This window comes from Pseudomonas sp. NFX1, from assembly GCF_051123555.1.
Lineage (GTDB): Bacteria > Pseudomonadota > Gammaproteobacteria > Pseudomonadales > Pseudomonadaceae > Aquipseudomonas > Aquipseudomonas capeferrum.
In genome coordinates, this window is the sequence record NZ_CP169366.1 from 4987793 (window position 1) to 5009980 (window position 22188).

Consider the following 22188-nt stretch of genomic DNA (forward strand, 5'->3'; position numbering starts at 1 on the left):
CGGCAAGGCCTTCTGGTTACTGGCGGGTCTGGCGCTGTTGCAACAGCAGGTTGCTGAAGCCAGCGCCGGCAAGCTGCTTCTGCGCCCCGGTCAGCTGTTCACGATTGCTGAACGGCCCGACCAGCACGCGGTACCAGGTCTCGTCCTTGACCGTGCCCGACTCCACCTTCACCGACTGGCCCAGCAGAATGATCTGCGCACGGACCTTGTCGGCGTCAGCCTGCTTGCGGAACGAGCCGGCCTGCAGGAAGAACTGGGTGGTCGCCGCTGGCTTGATCACCGGCGGTGCCGGGGGTGGCGTCTGGCCCAGCAGTGCAGCCTGGGCCCGCGCCGTGTCGATCTTCGCTGCTTCCGCCGGGGTAACCGGGGTCACCGGCTGGGCCGGTACCGGTGGGGTTTTCTCGGGTACCGCTTCCGGCGGCACGATGACTTCGGACTCCGGCAGCAGGGTGTAGAAGTCGTACTTCGGCTTCACCGGCTGCTGCGGGGTGGTCGCTGTGGTCTTGCTGACTTCGGCGGCCTTTTCCGGTTTTTGCTGCTCCGGCTTGGTGCGCGTAATGTCACCGCCACCCGGTTCCAGCTTCATCAGAAAGACGATGAACGCGCCTACGGTCAGCCCGACCGCCAGCCATACCCAGCCGGGAATCGGCTGCTTGGCCGGCGCCTGTTGGCGGCTGGCGCCGCGCTTTGGAGCAGGTTTTTTCTTGGCAGCCAACTTACATGCGCTCCAGGGTTTCCAGGCCGAGCAGTTCCAGACCTTGCTTGAGGGTGCGACCGGTCAGTGCGGCCAGGCGCAGGCGGCTTTGTTGCTGCTCTGGGGTGTCGGCAGCGAGGATCGGGCAGTTCTCGTAGAAGCTCGAGAACAGGCCCGCCAGGTCGTACAGGTAGCTGCACAGCACGTGCGGAGTGCCCTTGTCGGCCACGCTGTTGAGCACTTCGCCAAACTGCGCCAGGCGCGCGGCAAGGTCCTGTTCCTTCTCGGCCTGCAGCACGATCTGGCCATCGACCTCGTCGAAGCCCTTGCCCAGCTTGCGGAACACGCCCGCCACGCGGGTGTAGGCATACAGCAGGTAAGGCGCGGTATTGCCTTCGAAGTTGAGCATCAGCTCGAAGTTGAAGCTGTAGTCGCTGGTCCGGTGCTTGGACAGGTCGGCGTACTTGACCGCGCCGATGCCGACCACTTCACCGATGTGGCGCAGTTCGTCTTCGGACAGGCTCGGGTTCTTCTCCTTCACCAGGGCGTAGGCACGCTCCTTGGCCTCGGTGAGCAGGTCGATCAGCTTCACGGTGCCGCCGTCGCGGGTCTTGAACGGGCGGCCATCGGCGCCGTTCATGGTGCCGAAGCCCATGTGCTCCATCTGCATCGGGTGGCCGACGAAGCCGGCGCGGCGCGCCACTTCGAACACCTGGTTGAAGTGCAAAGCCTGGCGCTGGTCGACAAAATACAGGGCGCGGTCGGCCTTGAGCACATTGCTGCGGTAACGCACGGCTGCCAGGTCAGTGGTGGCGTACAGGTAGCCACCGTCGGCCTTCTGCACGATCACCGGCAGGGGCTCGCCTTCGCTGTTCTTGAATTCTTCGAGGAACACGCACTGCGCGCCCTGGTCCTCGACCAGCAGGCCCTTGGCCTTGAGGTCGGTGACCACGTTGGCCAGGTCGTCGTTGTAGGCGCTTTCGCCCATGACGTCGGCCATGGTCAGTTTGACGTTGAGCAGCTCGTAGGTTTTCTGGCAGTGGGACAGCGAAATGTCCTTGAAGCGGGTCCACAGCGCCAGGCACTCAGGGTCGCCAGCCTGCAGCTTGACCACCAGGCCGCGGGCGCGGGTGGCGAATTCTTCGGATTCATCGAAGCGCTTCTTCGCTGCGCGGTAGAAGTTCTCGAGGTCCGACAGCTCGTCGCTGGTAATCGGGTTTTCCTGCAGGTAGGCCATCAGCATGCCGAACTGGGTGCCCCAGTCGCCCACGTGGTTCTGGCGCACGACCTGGTCGCCAAGGAACTCCAGCACCCGTGCGACGCTGTCACCGATGATGGTCGAGCGCAGGTGGCCGACGTGCATCTCCTTGGCCAGGTTGGGTGCCGACATGTCGATCACCACCTTCTCGCTGGCACCGGCCTTGCGCACACCCAGGTGGTCGTCGGCCAGGGCGGCGTCCAGGCGGTTGGCCAGGGCACTGGTGTTCTGGAAGAAGTTCAGGAAGCCCGGGCCGGCGATCTCGACCTTGCTGATGTCGTCACTGGCCGGCAGCGCGTTGATCAGCTTTTCTGCCAGGTCGCGTGGCTTCATGCCGGCCGGTTTGGCCAGCATCATCGCGATGTTGCTGGCGAAATCGCCGTGGGTCTTGTCCCGGGCGTTTTCCACCTGGATCGCCGGCGACAGCCCTTCAGGCAGCACACCGTCGGTGACGAGTTGGGTGAGGGCTTGCTGGATCAGCTGGCGAATGGTGTCTTTCATGGGGTTCTCTTTTCGACCGCAAGCGCGGTGGAGCGCTTCGATGCGCAGGTGGAAAAACTGGGCATTATCCGTTGCCGAGAGCGGGTTGCCAACCTTTGAGCTGCAAGCTGCAAGCCACAAGCTGCAAGAAAAAGCGGCATCGCATCCGCCATGCTCTTGCTTGCGCCTTGTAGCTCGTAGCTTGCAGCTCAATAGAGGTCGACCGGGTCCACATCCAGAGACCAGCGAACCTGCCGGCCGCTCGGCATCTGCTCCAACACTAGCAACCAGGCACTGATCAGTCGATGCAGAGGTGCCCGGGTATTGGCCTGTATCAACAGTTGGGCGCGGAAACGGCCCGCTCGGCGCTCCATCGGAGCCGGTACGGGGCCCAACAGTTCAATGCCTGGGAGCTGCTGTTCGGCCACCAGGCGCTCTGCCGCGCTGCAGGCTTCGTCGAGAAAACCCTCGGCCTGGCCCGGTTTGTGCGCCTCGGCGCGCAGCAGGGCGAGGTGCGAAAAGGGCGGCAGGCCGGCCGCGCGGCGCTCGTCCAGGGCCTGTTCGGCGAAGGCGAAGTAGCCTTGTTCGGTCAGCTGTACCAGCAAGGGGTGGTCGGCCAGATGGGTCTGGATGATGACCTTGCCGGGCTCTTCTGCACGCCCGGCGCGCCCGGCCACCTGCACGATCAATTGCGCCATGCGCTCGCTGGCGCGGAAATCGCCCGAGAACAGCCCGCCGTCGGCGTCAAGGATGGCCACCAGGGTCACCCGTGGGAAGTGGTGCCCCTTGGCGAGCATCTGGGTGCCCACCAGGATGCTCGGCTGGCCGCGCTGGATGGTGCCGAACAGGTTGTGCATGGCGTCTTTGCGCGCCGTGCTGTCACGGTCCACGCGCAGGATCGGGTAGTCCGGGAAGAGCACCTTGAGGCGCTCTTCGGCCCTTTCGGTACCCGCGCCCACCGGGCGCAGGTCGACGTGGTTGCACTGCGGGCATTGGTGCGGCAGGCGTTCATCATACCCGCAGTGGTGGCAGCGCAGCACGCCGGAACGTTGGTGCACGGTCATGCGTGCATCGCAGCGAGGGCATTCGGACAACCAGCCGCAATCGTGGCACAGCAACGTCGGGGCAAAGCCGCGGCGGTTGAGGAACACCAGCACTTGCTGGCCCGCTTCCAGGGTTTGGCGGATGGCCTGCTGCAACGGGCCGCTGATGCCGCTGTCCAGTGGCAGGCTTTTCACATCCAGGCGCAGCATGCGCGGCGGGCGGGCGCCGCCGGCGCGGTGGTTCATGCGCAGCAAGGTGTAACGGCCGGTCTGGGCGTTGTGCAGGGTCTCCAGCGAAGGCGTGGCCGAGCCGAGCAGGATCGGGATGTTCTCCTGGTGGGCGCGCACCAAGGCCAGGTCGCGGGCGTGGTAGCGCAGGCCTTCCTGCTGTTTATAAGAGCCGTCGTGTTCTTCGTCGATGATGATCAGGCCGGGGTTTTTCATCGGCGTGAACAGCGCCGAGCGGGTACCGATGATGATGTCTGCCTCGCCATCGCGGGCGGCCAGCCAGGCATCCAGGCGCTCGCGGTCGCCGACGGCCGAGTGCAACAAGGCAATGCGGGCGTTGAAGCGCTGCTCGAAGCGCGCGAGGGTCTGCGGGCCCAGGTTGATTTCCGGGATCAGCACCAGTGCCTGCTTGCCGGCCTCGAGTGTTTCGCGGATCAGCTGCAGGTAGACCTCGGTCTTGCCGCTGCCGGTCACCCCGGCCAGAAGGAAGGCGTTGAAACTGCCGAACCCTGTGCATACCGCGTCGAAGGCGTTGCGCTGTTCTTCATTGAGCGGCAATTCGGGCTGCGCCAGCCAGTGCTCGTGGCGCGGGGTCGGCAAGTGGCGGCGAACCTCGACCGTGACCAGTTCCTTGGCCAGCAGCAGGTCGAGGCTGTCCTTGTTCAGGTTGAGCTTGCCCAGAAGGCTGTGCGCCACGCCGTGTGGATGCTGCGCCAGGGTCTTCAGCGCATCGCGCTGGCGCGGGGCGCGGGCGATACGCGGGTCATCATGGCGGGCATCGGCGGCCACATGCCAGAACCGTTCCTGGCGCATCTCTGCCGGTTCGCCCTGACGCAGCAAGGTCGGCAACGCCCAGTTCAGGGTGTCGCCCAGGCTGTGCTGGTAGTACTGAGCGGTCCACAAGCACAGCTTGAACAAGGCGGGCGGCAGCGGCGACACCGGGTCCAGCAGTGCGGTGGCCGGCTTGATCTTGTCGGCGGGTACTTCGCTCTGGTCGCACACTTCCACCAGCACCCCGATCATCTCGCGGCGCCCGAAGGGCACGCGAATGCGCATGCCGGGCGTGAGGGGCTGGCGCGCCATGCTCGCCGGTGCCCTGTAGTCGAAAAGGCGACGCAGCGGGGAGGGCAGGGCAAGGCGCAGGATGACATCGGACACGCGGAAGGTCTCGCAAGGGCGTTTCAAAGACTGGCGAGCCTAGCAGACGACAGTCGGTGCAAGCGACAACTTGCGCTGAGGCTGGGCTCTGGTATTATTCGCCGCCTAATTACGTGCGGTATTCAACAATTGGTGTTGGGTGGCGGCACGCAGCTCGAGGAAGTGACCATGAAAGCAAATATTCATCCGAACTACGAAGTAGTTGCAGTCACCTGCAGCTGCGGCAACAAGTTTGAAAGCCGTTCGACCCTGGGTAGCACCCTGGCGATCGACGTTTGCAACCTGTGCCACCCGTTCTACACCGGTAAGCAGAAAGTCCTGGACACCGGTGGTCGCGTACAGAAGTTTGCCGATCGCTTCGGCATGTTCGGTGCCAAGAAGTAATAATGCGCATGGCGAATCCCTCGGGTTTCGCGCTGTTGCAAAAAAAAGCGCCCCTTGTGGGCGCTTTTTTTGTGGCCGCGATCTGGCATTTGCCGGCCCTGGCGTTCTGCCCGCTGCCGGCCAACCCTCAGCCCGTGGCGGTGCGGCAGGTGGTGGACGGCGATACCTTGCGCCTGACCGATGGCCGCAGTGTACGCATGATCGGCATCAATGCCCCGGAGATCGGGCGCAAGGGGCGCACCAGCGAGCCCTATGCCGAGGCCGCCAAGCGGCGCCTGCAGGCCTTGGTCAAGGCCAGCGACAGGCGTGTCGGGCTGGTGCCGGGTGCCGAGGCCAAAGACAAATATGGCCGTACGCTGGCGCATATCTATGGCCGCAATGGCAACAATCTTGAAGCACAGCTGCTCAGCGAGGGGCTTGGCTACCGCGTCGCCGTTGCCCCCAATGTGCGCTTGGTGGGTTGCCAGCAAGTGGCCGAGCAAGTCGCGCGCAAGGCGGGTGCCGGCCTGTGGCGCAGTTCGCCAGTGGTGCGCGCGAGGGATGTCCGGCAGTCCGGCTTCGCTGTCGTTGGTGGCCGCATTCAGGGTGTCGAGCGTAATCGCGGCGGCGTCTGGCTGACGCTGGATTCCACCGTGGTGCTGCAGGTTCCCGCTCGTCTGCAACGCAACTTCCCGCCCAGCTTCTTCGATAACCTCAAAGGACGCCAGGTCGAGGCACGTGGCTGGGTGCTGGATCGTTCCCGCAAGGGCGGCTTGCAGCCTGGGCAGCGACGCTGGGTGTTGCCATTGACCGATCCGAGCATGTTGGAACGCATTTCAGGCTGAAAAGATGTAGACAGTTCGCTATTGGATTGTACACACTGTCAGTCTTATGCCCCGTGGGTTATAGCGTAAAGTCGTAGGCTAAAGGCCTTGACACAAGTGACCGACCAGTCTTGTGACTCCCCGGCTCTTTGCGTATCCTCGGCGGTCCGTCAGAACAGTAAATAGCGGAATGCCCACCATGTCAGACCTGAAAACCGCCGCTCTCGAATACCACGCTCAACCTCGTCCGGGGAAACTGAGCGTCGAGCTCTCCAAGCCCACCGCCACCGCCCGCGACCTCGCCCTGGCTTACAGCCCAGGTGTTGCCGAACCCGTGCGCGAAATCGGCCGTGATCCAGAGCTGGCCTACAAGTACACCGGCAAGGGCAACCTGGTTGCGGTGATCTCTGATGGTACCGCCATCCTCGGTCTGGGTGACCTGGGCCCACTGGCCTCGAAGCCGGTCATGGAAGGCAAGGGTGTTCTGTTCAAGCGTTTCGCCGGTATCGACGTGTTCGACATCGAAGTCGAGTCGGAGAGCCCACAGGCCTTCATCGACACCGTTCGCCGCATCTCGATCACTTTCGGTGGCATCAACCTCGAAGACATCAAGGCACCCGAGTGTTTCGAAATCGAGCGCACCCTGATCGAGCAGTGCGACATCCCGGTCTTCCACGATGACCAGCACGGCACCGCGATCGTTACCGCCGCCGGCATGATCAACGCCCTGGAAATCGCCGGCAAGAAGCTGGAAGAAGCCAAGATCGTCTGCCTGGGTGCCGGCGCTGCCGCCATCTCGTGCATGAAGCTGCTGGTCAGCATGGGTGCCAAGGTCGAGAACATCTACATGATCGACCGCAGCGGCGTGATTCACGCTGGCCGCGACGACCTGAACCAGTACAAGGCGCAGTTCGCCCACGCAACCGACAAGCGCACCCTGGCTGACGCCCTGAACGGTGCCGACGTGTTCGTTGGCCTGTCCGGCCCGAACCTGCTGAGCGCAGAAGGCCTGAAGTCGATGGCGGCCAACCCGATCGTGTTCGCCTGCTCGAACCCCGATCCGGAAATCTCGCCAGAGCTGGCTCACGCGACCCGCAACGACGTGATCATGGCCACCGGTCGTTCCGACTACCCGAACCAGGTCAACAACGTACTGGGCTTCCCGTTCATCTTCCGTGGTGCCCTGGACGTTCGCGCCAAGCGCATCAACGAAGAAATGAAGATCGCCGCCGCCATCGCCCTGAAAGACCTGGCCAAGCTGCCGGTGCCGAAGGAAGTCTGCGAAGCCTACGGCGTCGAAGGCCTGGAGTTCGGCCGTGAGTACATCATTCCGAAGCCTCTGGATGCCCGTCTGATCACCGTCGTTTCCGATGCCGTTGCCAAGGCAGCCATCGAATCCGGCGTGGCGACCCTGCCGTATCCGAAGCACTACCCGCTGAACAGCGTGGATGAAGTGTTCAACGGCTGATTCTGGTCGTAGCAACACAAGAAAGCCCCGGCTCGTGAGAGTCGGGGCTTTTTTTGTCTTGGAGGCGTAGGGGCAGTGGGGTTCGTCGCCACACTTTTGTCGGCGGCGACATCGGGCGCCGCGCGGGCGGCGCTCGATCTACGCGCCCACTCAAACCTCAAGACAGCACTGCGCTTTTAGAACAGATCCATCGGCGCCGCTTCATCTGCCGGCAGCGGGCTGCCCGGTGCCGCACCGTTGCCCAGCTCATCCACCGACGGCGGCGAGTCTTCAGCCTTGAACAGCTCGAAATAGGCGTTGGGCGTGCTCGGCGAGGCGGCGCGACCGCTGACCGGGTCAACCCGCAGGCTGAGGATGCCTTCCGGCTCCGCAGGGGCGTGGTTGGGCTTGTCCTTGAGCGCGGCGCCCATGAAGCTCATCCAGATCGGCAGTGCCGCCGTGCCACCGTATTCGCGACGGCCCAGGGTCTCGGGTTGGTCAAAACCGACCCATACCGTGGTCACGTAATCGGCGTTGTAACCGGAGAACCAGGCATCCTTGGACTCGTTGGTGGTACCGGTCTTGCCCGCCAGGTCGGTGCGGCCCAGGGCCAGTGCACGGCGGCCTGTGCCACGTTTGATCACATCCTGCAGCATGCTGGTGAGGATGTAGCTGGTGCGCCCGTCGATGATCTGCTCAGCCACTGCCGGCACTTGTGGCGCCGGTGTGACCTGGCCAAAGGCGGCTGGCGCCTCGCCCGGCATCGCTACGGTGCTGATCGGTTGTTCAGGCGCGGCAAGGCCGGCCTGGTCCTCGGCGCCTTGAGGCACACGGGCCGGGTTGGCGGTGAACAGCGTCTCGCCGTTGCGGCTCTCGATGCGATCGATCAGGTAGGGGGTGATCTTGTAGCCGCCGTTGGCAAAAGTGCTCCAGCCAGTGGCGATCTCCATCGGGGTCAGGGTAGCCGTGCCCAGTGCCAGCGACAGGTTGCGGGGCAGGTCCTGTTTGTTGAAGCCGAACTTGGCGATGTAGTCGATGGTGCGGTCCACGCCCATTGCCTGCAGCAGGCGGATCGATACCAGGTTGCGCGACTTGTACAGCGCCTCGCGCATGCGGATCGGGCCGAGGAAGGTGTTGGTGTCGTTCTTCGGTCGCCAAACCTTGTCCAGGTACTCATCGACGAACACGATCGGCGCATCGTTGACCAGGCTGGCGGCGGTGTAGCCGCTGTCCAGTGCCGCGCTATAGATGAAAGGCTTGAAGCTCGAACCGGGTTGGCGCTTGGCCTGCATGGCGCGGTTGTAGTTGCTCTGCTCGAACGAGAAGCCGCCGACCAGGGCACGGATAGCGCCGTTGTAAGGGTCGAGGGTGACCAGCGCGCTCTGTGCGCCCGGCACCTGGCTGAACTTGAGCGTGCCGTCATCCAGGCGTTGCAGGCGCACCAGGTCGCCGACCTGTGCAACATCTGCCGGGCTCTGCGGTGTGCGGCCCTGGGAGTTGCTATTGAGGAACGGGCGCGCCCACTTCATGGTGTCCCAGGCGACGGTTTCTTCTTGGCCGCTACGGGTCAGCACCGTAAGCCCGGCCTTGTCGACCTGGGTGACGATGGCCGGCTCAAGGCCGCCCAGGGTGCGCTGCTTGCCCAGCTCCAGCAGCCAGGCTGCGTGGGTCTTGCCCGGGAAGCGCGCATCGGGGCCGCGGTAGCCGTGGCGTTCGTCGTAGTCGGAAAGGCCGCCGAGAATGGCTTTGTTGGCCATTTCCTGCATGTCGCTCGGCACGGTCGTGGTGACACGGAAGCCTTCGGTGTAGGCATCGCTACCATAGCGGCCAACCATCTCGGCGCGGGCCATTTCAGCGATGTACGGGGCGTTCACCTCGGGGGTCGGCACGTGGTAGCTGGCGTTGAGCGGTTCGGCCAGGGCGGTCTGGTAGCTGGCCTGGTCAATCTTGCCGAGCTTGTACATGCGGCCCAGGATCCAGTCGCGGCGCTCTTTGGCGCGCACCGGGTTGGCCAGCGGGTTGAAGCGCGAAGGAGCCTTGGGCAGGCCGGCGATCATTGCCATCTGCGCCAGGCTCACGTCACGGATCGACTTGCCGTAGTAGACCTGTGCGGCCGCATCGATGCCGTACGCCCGGTTGCCCAGGTAGATCTTGTTCACGTACAGCTCGAGGATTTCGTCCTTGGTCAGCTCACGTTCGATCTGCAGGGCCAGGAGGATTTCGTTGGTCTTGCGCGAGAAGCTGCGTTCGCTGGTCAGGAAGAAGTTCTTCGCCACCTGCATGGTGATGGTGCTGCCACCGGTCTGGATATGACCGGTTTTGACCAGCTGAGTGGCCGCGCGCATCAGGCTGCTGGGGTCGACGCCATAGTGATTGAGGAAGTTGTCGTCCTCGGCTGACAGAAGCGCCTGGATAAATTGTGGGGGGATTTCCGCGAAGCGGATCGGCGAGCGGCGCATTTCGCCGAACTCGGCAATCAGCTTGCCGTCGCTGCTGTACACCCTGAGGGGGATCTGCAACTGGATGCTTCTGAGTGACTCGACCGAGGGCAGGCTAGGGCTAAGATACAGAAACGCACCGCTCACACCGAGTACGAGCGCGCTAATGACTGCGACGGAAGACCACCAGAAGAACTTCAGCAGACGTATCAAGGCTTTTGGGCGTCCAGGTTGATAAGTGAATTGCGTACGGGTCCAGCGGACCAAAAACGCTGGGCATTATAAGCATTTTTTCGCCTCGCCGGGTGACCGGCCAGGCGGCCCGTCGATCCGTTCGGCCGTGCAGGCCTAGTGTTGACGCGGGTTTGCGGCATACAGCAAAGGAGCAGTGATGCTTGGACGTTTCGGCATGGATGCCGGTTCATTGATGGGGGTGGAAATTGCCCCCGATTCGGTTCGGGTTGTGCAGCTGCAGCGGCGCAATGGGCGTTGCCAGGTCGCGGCCTGGGCGCACGAACCGTATGAACCCTACAGTGGCGGTGACTGGGCAAGTGACCCTGTGCGCGTGGTAGGTGCCTTGCAGCGTGCCTGCAGGCGCAGCGGCATTCGGCAGCGGCGGGCTGCGCTAGCGCTGCCGGCAAATCAGGTGATCTGCAAGCCTTGCCAGTTACCGGCAGGCCAGAGTGAGGCGGACATGGAAGCGCAGTTGCTGGCCGATGCCGATCGCCTGTTCCCCTTTGCGCTGGAGGATCTGGCCTTGGACTTTCAGGTGCTTGGCCCTTCCAAGGACCAGGCCGGCTGCCTGGATGTCATGGTGGCTGCCTGTCGCCAGCGCTCATTGGAGCCGATTGAAGCCCTGCTTGATGCCGCCGGGCTGCAGCTGGAGGTGATGGAAGTCGACAGCGTCGCGTTGCAGCGAATGTTGCCGCAGAGCGAGCTTGCTGGCTCGGCCTTGTTACGCCTGGAGGCGCAAGGTGCGACGCTGCATTGCTGGCAACAGGGCGTGCCAGCGCAGCGCCGCGAGTTGCACCTCGGGCAAATGCCTGGCCAATTGCATGCGCATTTGGCGGGCGAAGCCCAGCTGAAGGGCTTGCTGGTCGTCAGCAGCTCGGTGATCGAGCAGGGGTGGCTTGAAGGCCTGAGTGAAGCGGTGAACCTGCCCTGTCGGCAACTGCCGCTGCGTGCGGGGCTGGCGCCGGGTAACGGAGGCATGCTGCTGGCATGCGCCTTGGCCTCAGGGGGCATGCGCCTGTGATGCGTCTGAACCTATTGCCTTGGCGCGAGCGGCAGCGCCGCTCGATGCTTCGGCGCTTCCAGTGGATGTTGCTTGGCAGTGCAATCCTGGCGCTTTGTTGCGTGATGCTGATTGACCAACTGGCACGCCAGCGCGCTCAGCAGCAAGCGACGAGCAATGCCAGCCGCCAGTCTGCGCTGGCGCTGCTGGGCAAGCAGCTGGAGCAGCACACCGACGTGCGTGCCGACCACGATGCCACCCAGGCGCAGGTTGCGGCGCTGGCCCGCCTGAGGGCCGATCAGGGGGTACTGCCTGCCTTGCTCGCAGATGTGGAGGCCGCGTTGCCCGCAGGTTTGCAGCTCAATGAGCTAACGCTTGCGCACGGCCGTTTGCACGTCACCGGTGTGGCCGCATCCGGCGCCGTGGTCGCCCAGTTCATGCGCGACCTCGAACGCTCTGCGGTGTTGCAAGGCCTGGCCCTCAAGCACGTGAAGCACCTGCCTTCGGGTGACGAGTTCGTCCTGACTGCGCGCGTGTCGGCGTTCTGGTCATGAGTGCAGCGTGGTGGATGCGTTGGCAAGCAAGGGTCGAGCGGTCCAGCCGCTGCCGGTGGGGCGCTTCGTTCATGCTGGGTGTGCTGGTGTTGGCGCTAGGGTGTGCAGTCCGCCTGCCGGAGCTACGGCAGGCTCAAGCGCAGGTAACTGCGCAGCATGAGCAATTGAATGAGGCGCATGCGGCCAAGGTGGCGCAGGTAGTTGAGCTGGCGCGCGCAGAGGGTTCGCTGGCTGCCGCGCGGCAGGCATTGCAGCTCGCCCGATGGCAGCTTTCGGCAGGGCAGCGCATGAGTGACTTGCTCGATGCCCTGGCGGCCTCGGGGCATGAATATGGCCTGTTGTTCGAGCGGCTAGACATACATGACGAAGTGAGCCAGGCCGATTACCGAACCACCCCCCTGGATGTGCACGTAGTGGGGCGCTATACGGCGTTGCGCCTTTGGCTGGACGACTGGCTGGGCCAGGCGCGGCTGCTGCGCGTCGAAGACATGAGCCTGCATCAAGCCGAGGGGCGGCCTACCGTGTTGCGCTTGCGCCTGAGGGTTCATGCCTACCATGCCGATGCGGCGCCTCCGGCACCCGCCTCACTGGCGGATTTGCCCGCCAGGGCAGCGGCCATGCCGCCTTTGCTCGACCCGTTCGCCTCTGGCGCGGCGCGAATGCCGCCCGGCGAACTGGGCGGCGTGCCCTTGGCACAGTTGGAAATGGTCGGCAGCCTGGCACGTGGCACAGCGCATGAAGCCCTGCTGCTGTCCGCAGGGCGGCTGTATCGCGTACGCCCGGGTGATCGGCTGGGGCGCGATGAAGGTGTTGTGGTGCGAGTCGACGAGCGGCAGGTCGAAGTGCGCGAACGTTGGTTCGTGGCCAGTGCCTGGCACGAACGCACCGCGATACTCACACTCCGAAAAGCCCTGGACAAGGAGGTCCCGGACCCGCATGAAGAAGCTCTGGAAATGGATGGCGGCGTGGGTCTTGGCGATCCCGCTAGCGTCGGCAACGCCCTACCGGGGTGAGCCGCTATCGCTGAACTTTCAGGATGTGCAGGTGCGCGCGGTGTTGCAGGTGCTGGCGGACTACGCCGGTGTGAACCTGGTCGCCAGCGACGCTGTGCAGGGCAATATCACCCTGCGGCTGCAGGATGTGCCCTGGGACCAGGCGCTTGATCTGGTGCTGCGCAGCAAGGGCCTGGCCCGTCGCGAAGAGGGTAATGTGCTGCTGGTGGCGCCTGCGGCCGAGCTTGCCGGGCAATCGCTCGACGCCCGCATGGGCCAGGTGCTGGATGCCCAGTTGCAACCGCTGCAGCGTGAGCTGATGCCGATCCATCACGCCGAAGCTTCAGCGCTCGCGCAACTGCTGCTGGCGACACTGGCGGACGACGGCATCCTGACCGGGCGAGGCAGTTTGAGTGTGGATGCGCGCACCAACACGCTGGTGGCTTACCAACCTGCCGATCGCCTTGACGAGCTGCGCCAACTGGTGGCGCAGCTGGATGTGCCGGTGCGCCAGGTGGCGATCGAGGCACGCATCGTCGAGGCCAATGTCGATTACGAAAAGAGCCTAGGGGTGCGTTGGGGTGGGCCTTTGTACGGTGAGAGCGTGCGGCCAGGCAAGGAGCTGTTCGTCGACCTTGGCGTGGAGCGTGCCGGCTCCAGTGTGGGCCTGGGCCTGCTGCGCGGGGGTATCTTGCTCGATCTGGAGCTCAGTGCCATGGAGAAGAGCGGCAATGGCGAAATCATCTCGCAGCCCAAGGTGGTCACGGCCGACAAGGAAACCGCCAGGATCCTCAAGGGCACCGAGGTGCCGTACCAGGAAACCAGCAAGAGCGGCGCCACTTCGGTGTCGTTTCGCGAGGCTTCGCTGTCGCTCGAAGTCACCCCGCAAATCACCCCGGACAACAAGGTCATCATGACCGTCAGGGTGACCAAGGACGAGCCTGATTACGTCAATGCCTTGAACAACGTACCGCCGATCCGCAAGAACGAGGTCAACGCCAAGGTTCGCGTGGCCGACGGCGAGACGATCGTGATCGGTGGCGTCTACTCGACCACGCAAAACAATGTGGTCGACAAGGTGCCATTTTTCGGCGATCTGCCGTATGTTGGGCGGCTGTTTCGACGCGATGTATTACAAGAGAAAAAATCCGAGCTGCTGGTCTTCCTGACTCCGCGTATCATGAGTGACCAGGCGATTGCTGTGAGTCGTTGATTCTGTGCGAAATTTGATACTTGTGGGGCCCATGGGCGCTGGTAAAAGCACCATTGGACGCCTCTTGGCCAAAGAGCTGCGCCTGCTGTTCAAGGATTCCGACAAGGAAATCGAACTGCGATGCGGCGCCAACATCCCGTGGATCTTCGACAAGGAAGGCGAGCCGGGCTTCCGTGACCGTGAGCAGGCGATGATCGCCGAGCTCTGCGCGCTCGACGGCGTGGTGCTGGCCACGGGTGGCGGCGCGGTCATGCGTGATGCCAACCGTCAGGCGTTGTACCAGGGTGGCCGGGTCATCTACCTGCATGCCTCGGTGGAGCAGCAGGTCGGTCGTACCGCACGCGATCGCAATCGCCCGCTGTTGCGCACCGCCAACCCGGAAGCGACCCTTCGCGCCCTGCTCGAAGCGCGCGATCCGCTCTACCGCGAAATTGCCGACCTGGTCGTTGAAACCGATGAGCGGCCACCGCGCATGGTGGTGATCGATATTCTCGAGCGCTTGCAGCAGTTGCCGCCCCGATAAGCCGGGACTATTCTCGGCCACCAGCGCCGAGGCGAGGTTCAACTTACCGCGTGCGTCGCCCAAACGGCGCCGCACCCAAGTACATTGTGGGGATACATGCAGACACTAAAGGTCGACCTGGGCGAGCGTAGCTACCCGATCTACATTGGCGAAGGCCTGCTGGACCAGCCTGAGCTGCTGGCGCCGCATATTGCCGGGCGGCAGGTCGCCATCGTTTCCAATGAAACCGTCGCGCCTCTGTACCTCGAACGCCTGGCCAAGACCCTGGGTGCGTATTCAGTGTTGCCCGTGGTGTTGCCGGATGGCGAAGCCTACAAGAACTGGGAAACGCTGCAGCTGATCTTCGATGGCCTGCTCACCGCGCGGCACGACCGCCGCACTACGGTGGTAGCCCTCGGCGGCGGCGTGATCGGCGACATGGCCGGCTTTGCCGCAGCCTGTTATCAGCGCGGCGTCGATTTCATCCAGGTGCCGACCACCCTGTTGTCCCAGGTCGACTCCTCGGTCGGTGGCAAGACCGGCATCAACCACCCGCTGGGCAAGAACATGGTCGGTGCCTTCTACCAGCCCAACGCAGTGCTGATCGATACCACCAGCCTCAAGACCCTGCCAGCGCGTGAACTGTCCGCAGGCCTGGCCGAAGTGATCAAGTACGGTCTGATCTGCGACAAGCCTTTCCTCGGTTGGCTCGAGGACAATATGAATGCCCTGCGTGCCCTGGATTCTGCGGCCCTGACCGAAGCCATCAGCCGCTCCTGCGCGGCCAAGGCTGCCGTGGTCGGCGCCGACGAGCGTGAATCTGGCGTGCGGGCGACCCTGAACCTTGGGCATACCTTTGGGCACGCCATCGAAACCCACATGGGCTACGGTGTCTGGCTGCACGGCGAAGCCGTGTCGGCGGGCACGGTGATGGCCCTGGAAATGTCCATGCGCCTTGGCTGGATCGACCAGACCGAGCGTGATCGCGCAATCCGCCTGTTGCAGGACGCAGGTTTGCCGGTGGTGCCACCACAGGAAATGACCCCGGCGCATTTCATGGAGCATATGGCGGTCGACAAGAAGGTGCTCGACGGTCGTCTGCGTCTGGTGCTATTGCGCCAGATGGGCGAGGCCGTGATCACCGACGACTATCCGAAAGAGATTCTTCAGGCCACGCTGTCGGCGGATTACCGCGCGATCGTGGCCCAGCTTTGAGGTTGTGACAGCGCAATGACCAGTTTGCATGCCGATGAGGCCTTTCTCGACCATTACCAGTTGAGCCACGATCCGTTCGCGCCCCGCGTGCCCGGTTTCAAGTTCTTCCCTGCCCAGCGCAAGCCGGTGCTGGGCCAGCTGCACCACCTGGCGCGTTACAGCCAGTTGATGCTGGTTGTCACCGGCCCCCTGGGCAGCGGCAAGACCCTGCTGCGCCAGGCCCTGGTGGCCAGCACCAACAAGCAGTCGGTGCAAAGCGTGGTGGTTTCCGCCCGTGGCGCCAGCGATGCGGCCAGCGTGCTTGGCCAGGTCGCGCAGTCGCTGGAAGTCGCCCAGCCTGAGGTCCAGGCTATCTTGTCCAAGGTGGTGCAACTGGCGCTGACCGGGCAGGAAGTGTATTTGCTGGTGGATGATGCGGAACAACTCGACGAGTCAGCACTCCAAGCGTTGCTGGAACTGGCGGCGGGTGTTCCGGAAGGGCGCCCGCACGTGTTCCTGTTCGGCGAATCGTCGCTGATTGCCGGGTTGGATGAGCTCAGCATCGAGGAAGAACGTTTCCACGTCATCGAACTCGCCCCCTACAGCGAAGAAGAGACCCGCGAGTACCTGGAGCAGCGTCTGGATGGCGCCGGCCGGGGCATCGAGGTGTTCACCCGTGAACAGATCGTCGATATCCATGAGCACTCCGACGGTTGGCCTGGCACTATCAACCAGGTTGCCCGTGACACTTTGATCGAAGCCATGATCGCCAGCCGTTCGACGGCCAAGCGACCATCCATGGGGTTGAAAATGCCTAAGAAACACGTGCTCGCGCTGTCCGCTGTGGTCGTGGTCGCCGTTGCTGCCGCGGTTCTCATGCCCAAGAAAGGCGACAAGGCACCTGCCGAGGTGCCGGCCGCCCAGGCTCAGTTGCCCCTCGGTGAAGGCCAGCCAGGTGCTGCCCAGGCCAATAATGGCAACCCGGCCATCGAATTCTCCGGCTCGTCCCAGCCGATGCCACTGCCGTTGGTAGGTCAGTCGCAACCGGTGATGCGCGAGCCACTGGCCCAGGCCGCTGGCATGGGTGATGGCGAAGAAGGCAGCCCGGCGGGCAATACCGCACTGCAGCCTGGCAACCCGCCGACCGTGACCACCATCGCACCACCGCAAGGTGTGCCGGCTGGCCCGGCCCCGGTACCCGCGCAGCCAATCGCCAGTGCCCCAGTTCAGCCGGTTGCGCCTGCGCCAAAACCCGTTGCAACCCAGCCTGCCAAACCGGTTGCACCTGCCAAGCCTGCCCCGGCGCCGACTCAGGTCGCCAGCGCCAAGCCGGCCGCCAAACCTGTCGAAAAACCAGCCGCCAGTGGCAGCGCCGGTGGGGGTTGGTATGCAGGCCAGAAACCGGGCAATTATGTGGTGCAGATCCTCGGTACCAGCTCTGAGGCCTCGGCCCAGGCGTTCGTCAAGGCCCAGGGTGGCGACTATCGCTACTTCAAGAAAAACCTGCAGGGCAAGCCGCTGTACGTCGTGACTTACGGCAGCTTCGCCAACCGCGACGCAGCGGTTGCGGCAATCAAGAACTTGCCAGCGAAGGTCCAGGCTGGTAAACCTTGGCCACGTACCGTCGCCAGCGTCCAACAAGAGCTGGCCTCGGCCCGCTGATACCTGCCGGGCGGCAACACCCCGCCGCCCAGTTGCTGAGCGAATCCTGACTTTTCGTCTAGCCTGCTGCGCCTGAGCGCGGCAGGCTTTTCTGTCCCAGACTGCCGGCCACAAGCCTCTCTTGCAGTCATGGCTGAAACGCTTCAGACTCCAGCCAAGCCGCTATCACGGCGCATGGCGCAAAAACATTCAAAATTGCGACATAAATTTTCAATGGTGAGACATGAAAATTTGTGGGCATCGCTGTCGCTGTGCAACAATGGTTTTCCATGGCCACCGCAAAAAGCTGGCATTTGATCGGCGTGGATGGTAAGTGGTTGTTAAAAAAGAGATTTACCTCCGTTGAGAGGTGAACCTGGTGAGAAAGTGTCTATGAAAACAGGTCTGTACCATCCCGAAGAATTCAAGGACAACTGTGGTTTTGGCCTGATCGCCCATATGACGGGCGAACCGAGCCACCACCTTCTGCAAACCGCCATGCAGGCGCTGACGTGCATGACCCACCGTGGCGGTATCAACGCCGACGGCAAGACCGGTGACGGTTGTGGTCTGCTCATGCAGAAGCCTGATCAGTTCCTGCGGGCCGTGGCCCAGGAGCATTTTGCCGTCGAACTGCCCAAGCAGTACGCCGTCGGCATGGTGTTCTTCAACCAGGACCCGGTCAAAGCAGAAGCTGCCCGCGCCAACATGGACCGCGAAATTCTCGCCGCCGGCCTCACGCTGGTTGGCTGGCGCAAGGTGCCGATCGACACCAGCGTGCTCGGTCGCCTGGCCCTGGAGCGCCTGCCGCAGATCGAGCAGGTGTTCATCGGCGGTGAAGGCCTGAGCGATCAGGCATTCGCCATCAAGCTGTTCAGTGCCCGTCGTCGCTCGTCCGTGGCCAACGCCCACGACACCGACCACTACATCTGCAGCTTCTCGCACAAGACCATCATCTACAAAGGCCTGATGATGCCGCGCGATCTCGCGGCGTTCTATCCAGACCTGGATGACCCGCGCCTGCAGACCGCGATCTGCGTGTTCCACCAGCGCTTCTCCACCAACACCCTGCCGAAATGGCCGCTGGCGCAGCCGTTCCGCTTCCTCGCCCACAACGGCGAGATCAACACCATCACCGGCAACCGCAACTGGGCCATGGCCCGTCGCACCAAGTTTGCCAATGACCAGATTCCGGACCTCGAAGAACTCGGCCCGCTGGTCAATCGCGTCGGTTCCGACTCGTCGAGCATGGACAACATGCTCGAACTGATGGTCACCGGTGGCATCGACCTGTTCCGCGGCGTGCGCATGCTGGTACCGCCGGCCTGGCAGAACGTCGAGACCATGGACGCCGACCTGCGCGCCTTCTACGAATACAACTCCATGCACATGGAACCGTGGGATGGCCCGGCCGGTATCGTCATGACCGAAGGCCGCCACGCGGTGTGCCTGCTCGACCGCAACGGCCTGCGCCCGGCGCGCTGGGTAACCACCACCAACGGCTATATCACCATCGCCTCGGAAATCGGCGTATGGGGCTACCAGCCTGAAGAGGTGATCGCCAAGGGCCGTGTCGGCCCGGGCCAGATCTTCGCGGTGGACACCGAAACCGGCCAGATCCTCGATACCGACGCCATCGACAACCGGCTGAAGTCGCGCCACCCGTACAAGCGCTGGTTGCGTCAGCATGCCACGCGCATCCAGGCGACCCTCACCGACGACCAGGGCGCGGCCAGCTATGACGCTGACCAGCTCAAGCAGTACATGAAGATGTTCCAGGTCACCTTCGAAGAGCGTGACCAGGTACTGCGCCCGCTGGGTGAACAGGGCCAGGAAGCGGTCGGCTCGATGGGTGACGACACGCCGATGGCCGTGCTGTCGCAGCGCGTGCGTTCGCCGTACGACTTCTTCCGCCAGCAGTTCGCCCAGGTGACCAACCCGCCGATCGACCCGCTGCGCGAAGCGATCGTCATGTCGCTGGAAATCTGCCTGGGCGCCGAGCGCAATATCTTCCAGGAGTCCCCGGAGCACGCTTCGCGGGTGATCCTCAGCTCGCCGGTCATCTCGCCTGCCAAATGGCGCTCGCTGATGAATCTGGAGCGCGAAGGCTTCGACCGCCAGCTGATCGACCTCAACTACGAGCAAGGTGTCGGCCTGGAAGCGGCTATCCGCAACATCGCCGACCAGGCTGAAGAAGCGGTGCGCGGCGGCAAGACCCAACTGGTACTGAGCGACCGCTACATCGCCCCGGGCAAATTGCCGGTGCACGCTTCGCTCGCCGTGGGTGCGGTGCACCACCGCCTGACCGAGCAAGGCCTGCGTTGCGACAGCAACATCCTGGTCGAAACCGCCACTGCCCGTGACCCGCACCACTTTGCCGTGCTGCTGGGCTTCGGTGCCTCGGCCGTTTACCCGTACCTGGCCTATGAAGTGCTGGCCGACCTGATTCGCACCGGCGAAGTGCTGGGCGACCTGGACGAGGTGTTCAAGTACTACCGCAAAGGCATCTCCAAGGGCCTGCTGAAGATCCTGTCGAAGATGGGCATCTCCACTATTGCTTCGTACCGCGGTGCTCAGCTGTTCGAAGCCATCGGCCTGGCCGAAGACGTGGTCGGCCTGAGCTTCAAGGGTGTGTCGAGCCGCATCAAGGGTGCGCGTTTCGAAGACTTGGAAAGCGACCAGAAGCTGCTTGCCGCCGAAGCCTGGAGCGCGCGCAAGCCGATCCAGCAAGGTGGCCTGCTCAAGTTCGTCCACGGTGGCGAGTACCACGCCTACAACCCGGACGTGGTCAACACCCTGCAGGCCGCTGTGCAGCAGGGCGACTACGCCAAGTTCAAGGAATACACCTCGCTGGTCGACCAGCGCCCGGTGTCGATGATCCGCGACCTGCTCAAGGTCAAAGTGGCTGACCAGCCGCTGGCGATCGAGCAGATCGAGCCGTTGGAGGCCATCCTCAAGCGCTTCGATTCCGCCGGTATCTCGTTGGGTGCATTGTCGCCAGAAGCCCACGAGGCGCTGGCCGAGGCCATGAACCGCCTGGGCGCGCGCTCGAACTCCGGCGAGGGCGGTGAAGACCCGTCGCGCTACGGCACGGTGCGCAGCTCCAAGATCAAGCAAGTGGCCACCGGCCGCTTCGGCGTCACCCCGGAATACCTGGTCAACGCCGAAGTGCTGCAGATCAAGGTGGCCCAGGGCGCCAAGCCGGGCGAAGGCGGCCAGCTGCCGGGCGGCAAGGTCAACGGCCTGATCGCCAAGCTGCGCTACGCGGTACCGGGTGTGACCCTGATTTCGCCACCGCCGCACCACGACATCTACTCGATCGAAGACTTGGCCCAGCTGATCTACGACCTCAAGCAGGTCAACCCGCAGGCGCTGGTTTCGGTCAAGCTGGTGGCCGAGGCAGGCGTTGGCACCATCGCTGCAGGCGTGGCCAAGGCCTATGCCGACCTGATCACCATCTCCGGCTACGACGGCGGTACCGGCGCTTCGCCGTTGACCTCCATCAAGTACGCCGGCGCGCCGTGGGAGCTGGGCCTTGCCGAAACCCACCAGACCCTGCGCGGCAACGACCTGCGCGGCAAGGTGCGGGTACAGACCGACGGTGGCCTGAAAACCGGCCTGGACGTGATCAAGGCCGCCATCCTCGGCGCCGAGAGCTTCGGCTTCGGCACCGCACCGATGATTGCCCTGGGCTGCAAGTACCTGCGTATCTGCCACCTGAACAACTGCGCCACCGGCGTAGCCACCCAGAACGACAAGCTGCGCAAGGACCACTACATCGGCACCGTCGACATGGTGATCAACTTCTTCACCTTCGTCGCCGAAGAAACCCGCGAGTGGCTGGCCAAGCTGGGCGTGCGCAGCCTGGGCGAGCTGATCGGCCGCACCGACCTGCTCGACATACTGCCAGGCGACACCGAGCGCCAGCAGTACCTGGACCTGTCGCCTCTGCTGGGCAGCTCGCACATTCCGGCGGACAAGCCGCAGTTCTGCGAAGTCGACAAGAACCCGCCGTTCGACAAGGGCGAGTTGGCCGAGAAGATGGTCGAAATGGCCATGTCGGCGATCCGCGACCAGTCCGGTGGCGAGTTCAGCCTCGACATCTGCAACTGCGACCGTTCCATCGGCGCGCGTATCTCTGGTGAGATCGCCCGCCTGCACGGCAACCAGGGCATGGCCGCTGCGCCGATCACCTTCCGCTTCAAGGGCACTGCGGGCCAGAGCTTCGGCGTGTGGAACGCCGGTGGCCTGAACCTGCACCTGGAAGGCGACGCCAACGACTACGTCGGCAAGGGCATGACCGGTGGCAAGGTCACCATCGTGCCACCTGCCGGCAGCCCGTTCGAAACCCAGCACAGCGCCATCGTCGGCAACACCTGCCTGTACGGTGCCACTGGCGGCAAGCTGTTTGCCGCCGGTACCGCGGGCGAGCGCTTCGCTGTGCGTAACTCTGGCGCCCACGCTGTTGTCGAGGGCACTGGCGATCACTGCTGTGAATACATGACCGGCGGCTTTGTCTGCGTCCTGGGCAAGACCGGTTACAACTTCGGTTCTGGCATGACGGGCGGCTTCGCCTACGTGCTCGACATGGACAACAGCTTCGTCGACAAGCTCAACCATGAACTGGTGGAAATCCAGCGCATCAGTGGTGAAGCGATGGAGGCCTACCGCAGCCACCTGGCGCGGGTCCTTGCCGAGTACGTGGACGAGACCGGCAGCGAGTGGGGGCGTGAGCTCTCGGAAAACCTGGACGACTACGTGCGTCGCTTCTGGTTGGTCAAGCCCAAGGCGGCCACCCTCAAGCAACTGCTGTCCAGCACCCGTGCCAACCCGCAGTAAAAACAGCTGCAAGTGGCAAGCTTCAAGCTGCAAGTAAACGCAGTGCGAGGCTTGCCGGACCCAAGTGATCGACTTGCAGCTTGCAG

At 63.7% G+C, this 22188-nt stretch carries 15 protein-coding genes; 11 read left to right on the forward strand and 4 right to left on the reverse strand.

Going from position 1 to position 22188, the window contains the following annotated elements:
• Positions 1–16 precede the first annotated feature (16 nt).
• The 3 genes from DJ563_RS22525 to DJ563_RS22535 form a co-directional block, all read right to left on the reverse strand.
• The gene (locus DJ563_RS22525) at positions 17–715 is read right to left on the reverse strand and encodes an SPOR domain-containing protein (protein ID WP_434518360.1); all 699 of its coding nucleotides are present in this window, start codon (positions 713–715) and stop codon (positions 17–19) included.
• Between the two features lies 1 nt (position 716).
• Positions 717–2453, reverse strand: coding sequence for an arginine--tRNA ligase (gene argS / locus DJ563_RS22530; protein ID WP_274097718.1), 1737 nt, complete (start codon positions 2451–2453; stop codon positions 717–719).
• A 188-nt stretch (positions 2454–2641) separates the two neighbouring features.
• Complete coding sequence (locus tag DJ563_RS22535; RefSeq protein WP_434518361.1) at positions 2642–4861, reverse strand: primosomal protein N'; 2220 nt, start codon at positions 4859–4861, stop codon at positions 2642–2644.
• A 168-nt stretch (positions 4862–5029) separates the two neighbouring features.
• Here DJ563_RS22535 and rpmE point away from each other — a divergent pair, with 168 nt between their 5' ends.
• From rpmE to DJ563_RS22550, 3 genes are all read left to right on the forward strand, one after another.
• Positions 5030–5245, forward strand: a complete 216-nt coding sequence (rpmE, locus tag DJ563_RS22540) for a 50S ribosomal protein L31 (protein ID WP_033702012.1) — start codon at positions 5030–5032, stop codon at positions 5243–5245.
• Between the two features lie 2 nt (positions 5246–5247).
• Positions 5248–6069, forward strand: a complete 822-nt coding sequence (locus DJ563_RS22545; RefSeq protein WP_434518362.1) for a thermonuclease family protein — start codon at positions 5248–5250, stop codon at positions 6067–6069.
• 178 nt (positions 6070–6247) lie between these two features.
• Positions 6248–7516 carry a malic enzyme-like NAD(P)-binding protein gene (locus tag DJ563_RS22550; RefSeq protein ID WP_027592351.1) on the forward strand — a complete coding sequence of 423 codons (1269 nt, stop codon included), beginning with the start codon at positions 6248–6250 and terminating at the stop codon, positions 7514–7516.
• Between the two features lie 176 nt (positions 7517–7692).
• Here DJ563_RS22550 and DJ563_RS22555 read toward each other — a convergent pair whose 3' ends face one another.
• The gene (locus tag DJ563_RS22555) at positions 7693–10143 is read right to left on the reverse strand and encodes a penicillin-binding protein 1A (RefSeq protein WP_371856397.1); all 2451 of its coding nucleotides are present in this window, start codon (positions 10141–10143) and stop codon (positions 7693–7695) included.
• 181 nt (positions 10144–10324) lie between these two features.
• Between DJ563_RS22555 and pilM the strand changes: the two genes are divergently transcribed.
• The 8 genes from pilM (at position 10325) to gltB (ending at position 22102) form a co-directional block, all read left to right on the forward strand.
• Positions 10325–11188, forward strand: coding sequence for a type IV pilus biogenesis protein PilM (gene pilM / locus DJ563_RS22560; RefSeq protein ID WP_434518363.1), 864 nt, complete (start codon positions 10325–10327; stop codon positions 11186–11188).
• Positions 11185–11721, forward strand: a complete 537-nt coding sequence (locus tag DJ563_RS22565; protein ID WP_434518364.1) for a PilN domain-containing protein — start codon at positions 11185–11187, stop codon at positions 11719–11721. Before pilM ends, DJ563_RS22565 begins: the two co-directional genes overlap by 4 nt.
• Entirely contained in the window at positions 11718–12734 is a 1017-nt protein-coding gene (locus tag DJ563_RS22570) for a pilus assembly protein PilP (RefSeq protein WP_434518365.1), read from the forward strand. The genes DJ563_RS22565 and DJ563_RS22570 overlap by 4 nt, the downstream gene beginning before the upstream one ends.
• Positions 12658–13926, forward strand: a complete 1269-nt coding sequence (locus DJ563_RS22575) for a type IV pilus secretin PilQ (RefSeq protein WP_434518366.1) — start codon at positions 12658–12660, stop codon at positions 13924–13926. Before DJ563_RS22570 ends, DJ563_RS22575 begins: the two co-directional genes overlap by 77 nt.
• 4 nt (positions 13927–13930) lie before the next feature.
• On the forward strand, positions 13931–14449 hold the full coding sequence (gene aroK, locus DJ563_RS22580; protein ID WP_033702005.1) for a shikimate kinase AroK: 519 nt from the start codon (positions 13931–13933) through the stop codon (positions 14447–14449).
• Positions 14450–14545: 96 nt separating this feature from the next.
• Positions 14546–15643, forward strand: a complete 1098-nt coding sequence (aroB, locus tag DJ563_RS22585; RefSeq protein ID WP_274097724.1) for a 3-dehydroquinate synthase — start codon at positions 14546–14548, stop codon at positions 15641–15643.
• A gap of 15 nt (positions 15644–15658) precedes the next feature.
• A complete protein-coding gene (locus DJ563_RS22590) occupies positions 15659–17284 on the forward strand; it encodes an SPOR domain-containing protein (protein WP_274097725.1) in 1626 nt (541 codons plus the stop codon).
• Between the two features lie 372 nt (positions 17285–17656).
• Positions 17657–22102 (forward strand): glutamate synthase large subunit, encoded by a 4446-nt coding sequence (gene gltB / locus DJ563_RS22595; protein WP_095063901.1) that lies wholly within the window; start codon positions 17657–17659, stop codon positions 22100–22102.
• Positions 22103–22188: the final 86 nt, after the last annotated feature.

Bases quoted from the DNA above. Each gene is read 5' to 3' on its own strand.
- argS (WP_274097718.1), bottom strand. From the start codon at position 2,453: ATGAAAGACACCATTCGCCAGCTGATCCAGCAAGCCCTCACCCAACTC.
- rpmE (WP_033702012.1), top strand. From the start codon at position 5,030: ATGAAAGCAAATATTCATCCGAACTACGAAGTAGTTGCAGTCACCTGC.
- DJ563_RS22545 (WP_434518362.1), top strand. From the start codon at position 5,248: ATGCGCATGGCGAATCCCTCGGGTTTCGCGCTGTTGCAAAAAAAAGCG.
- DJ563_RS22550 (WP_027592351.1), top strand. From the start codon at position 6,248: ATGTCAGACCTGAAAACCGCCGCTCTCGAATACCACGCTCAACCTCGT.
- pilM (WP_434518363.1), top strand. From the start codon at position 10,325: ATGCTTGGACGTTTCGGCATGGATGCCGGTTCATTGATGGGGGTGGAA.
- DJ563_RS22570 (WP_434518365.1), top strand. From the start codon at position 11,718: ATGAGTGCAGCGTGGTGGATGCGTTGGCAAGCAAGGGTCGAGCGGTCC.
- DJ563_RS22575 (WP_434518366.1), top strand. From the start codon at position 12,658: ATGAAGAAGCTCTGGAAATGGATGGCGGCGTGGGTCTTGGCGATCCCG.
- aroB (WP_274097724.1), top strand. From the start codon at position 14,546: ATGCAGACACTAAAGGTCGACCTGGGCGAGCGTAGCTACCCGATCTAC.
- DJ563_RS22590 (WP_274097725.1), top strand. From the start codon at position 15,659: ATGACCAGTTTGCATGCCGATGAGGCCTTTCTCGACCATTACCAGTTG.
- gltB (WP_095063901.1), top strand. From the start codon at position 17,657: ATGAAAACAGGTCTGTACCATCCCGAAGAATTCAAGGACAACTGTGGT.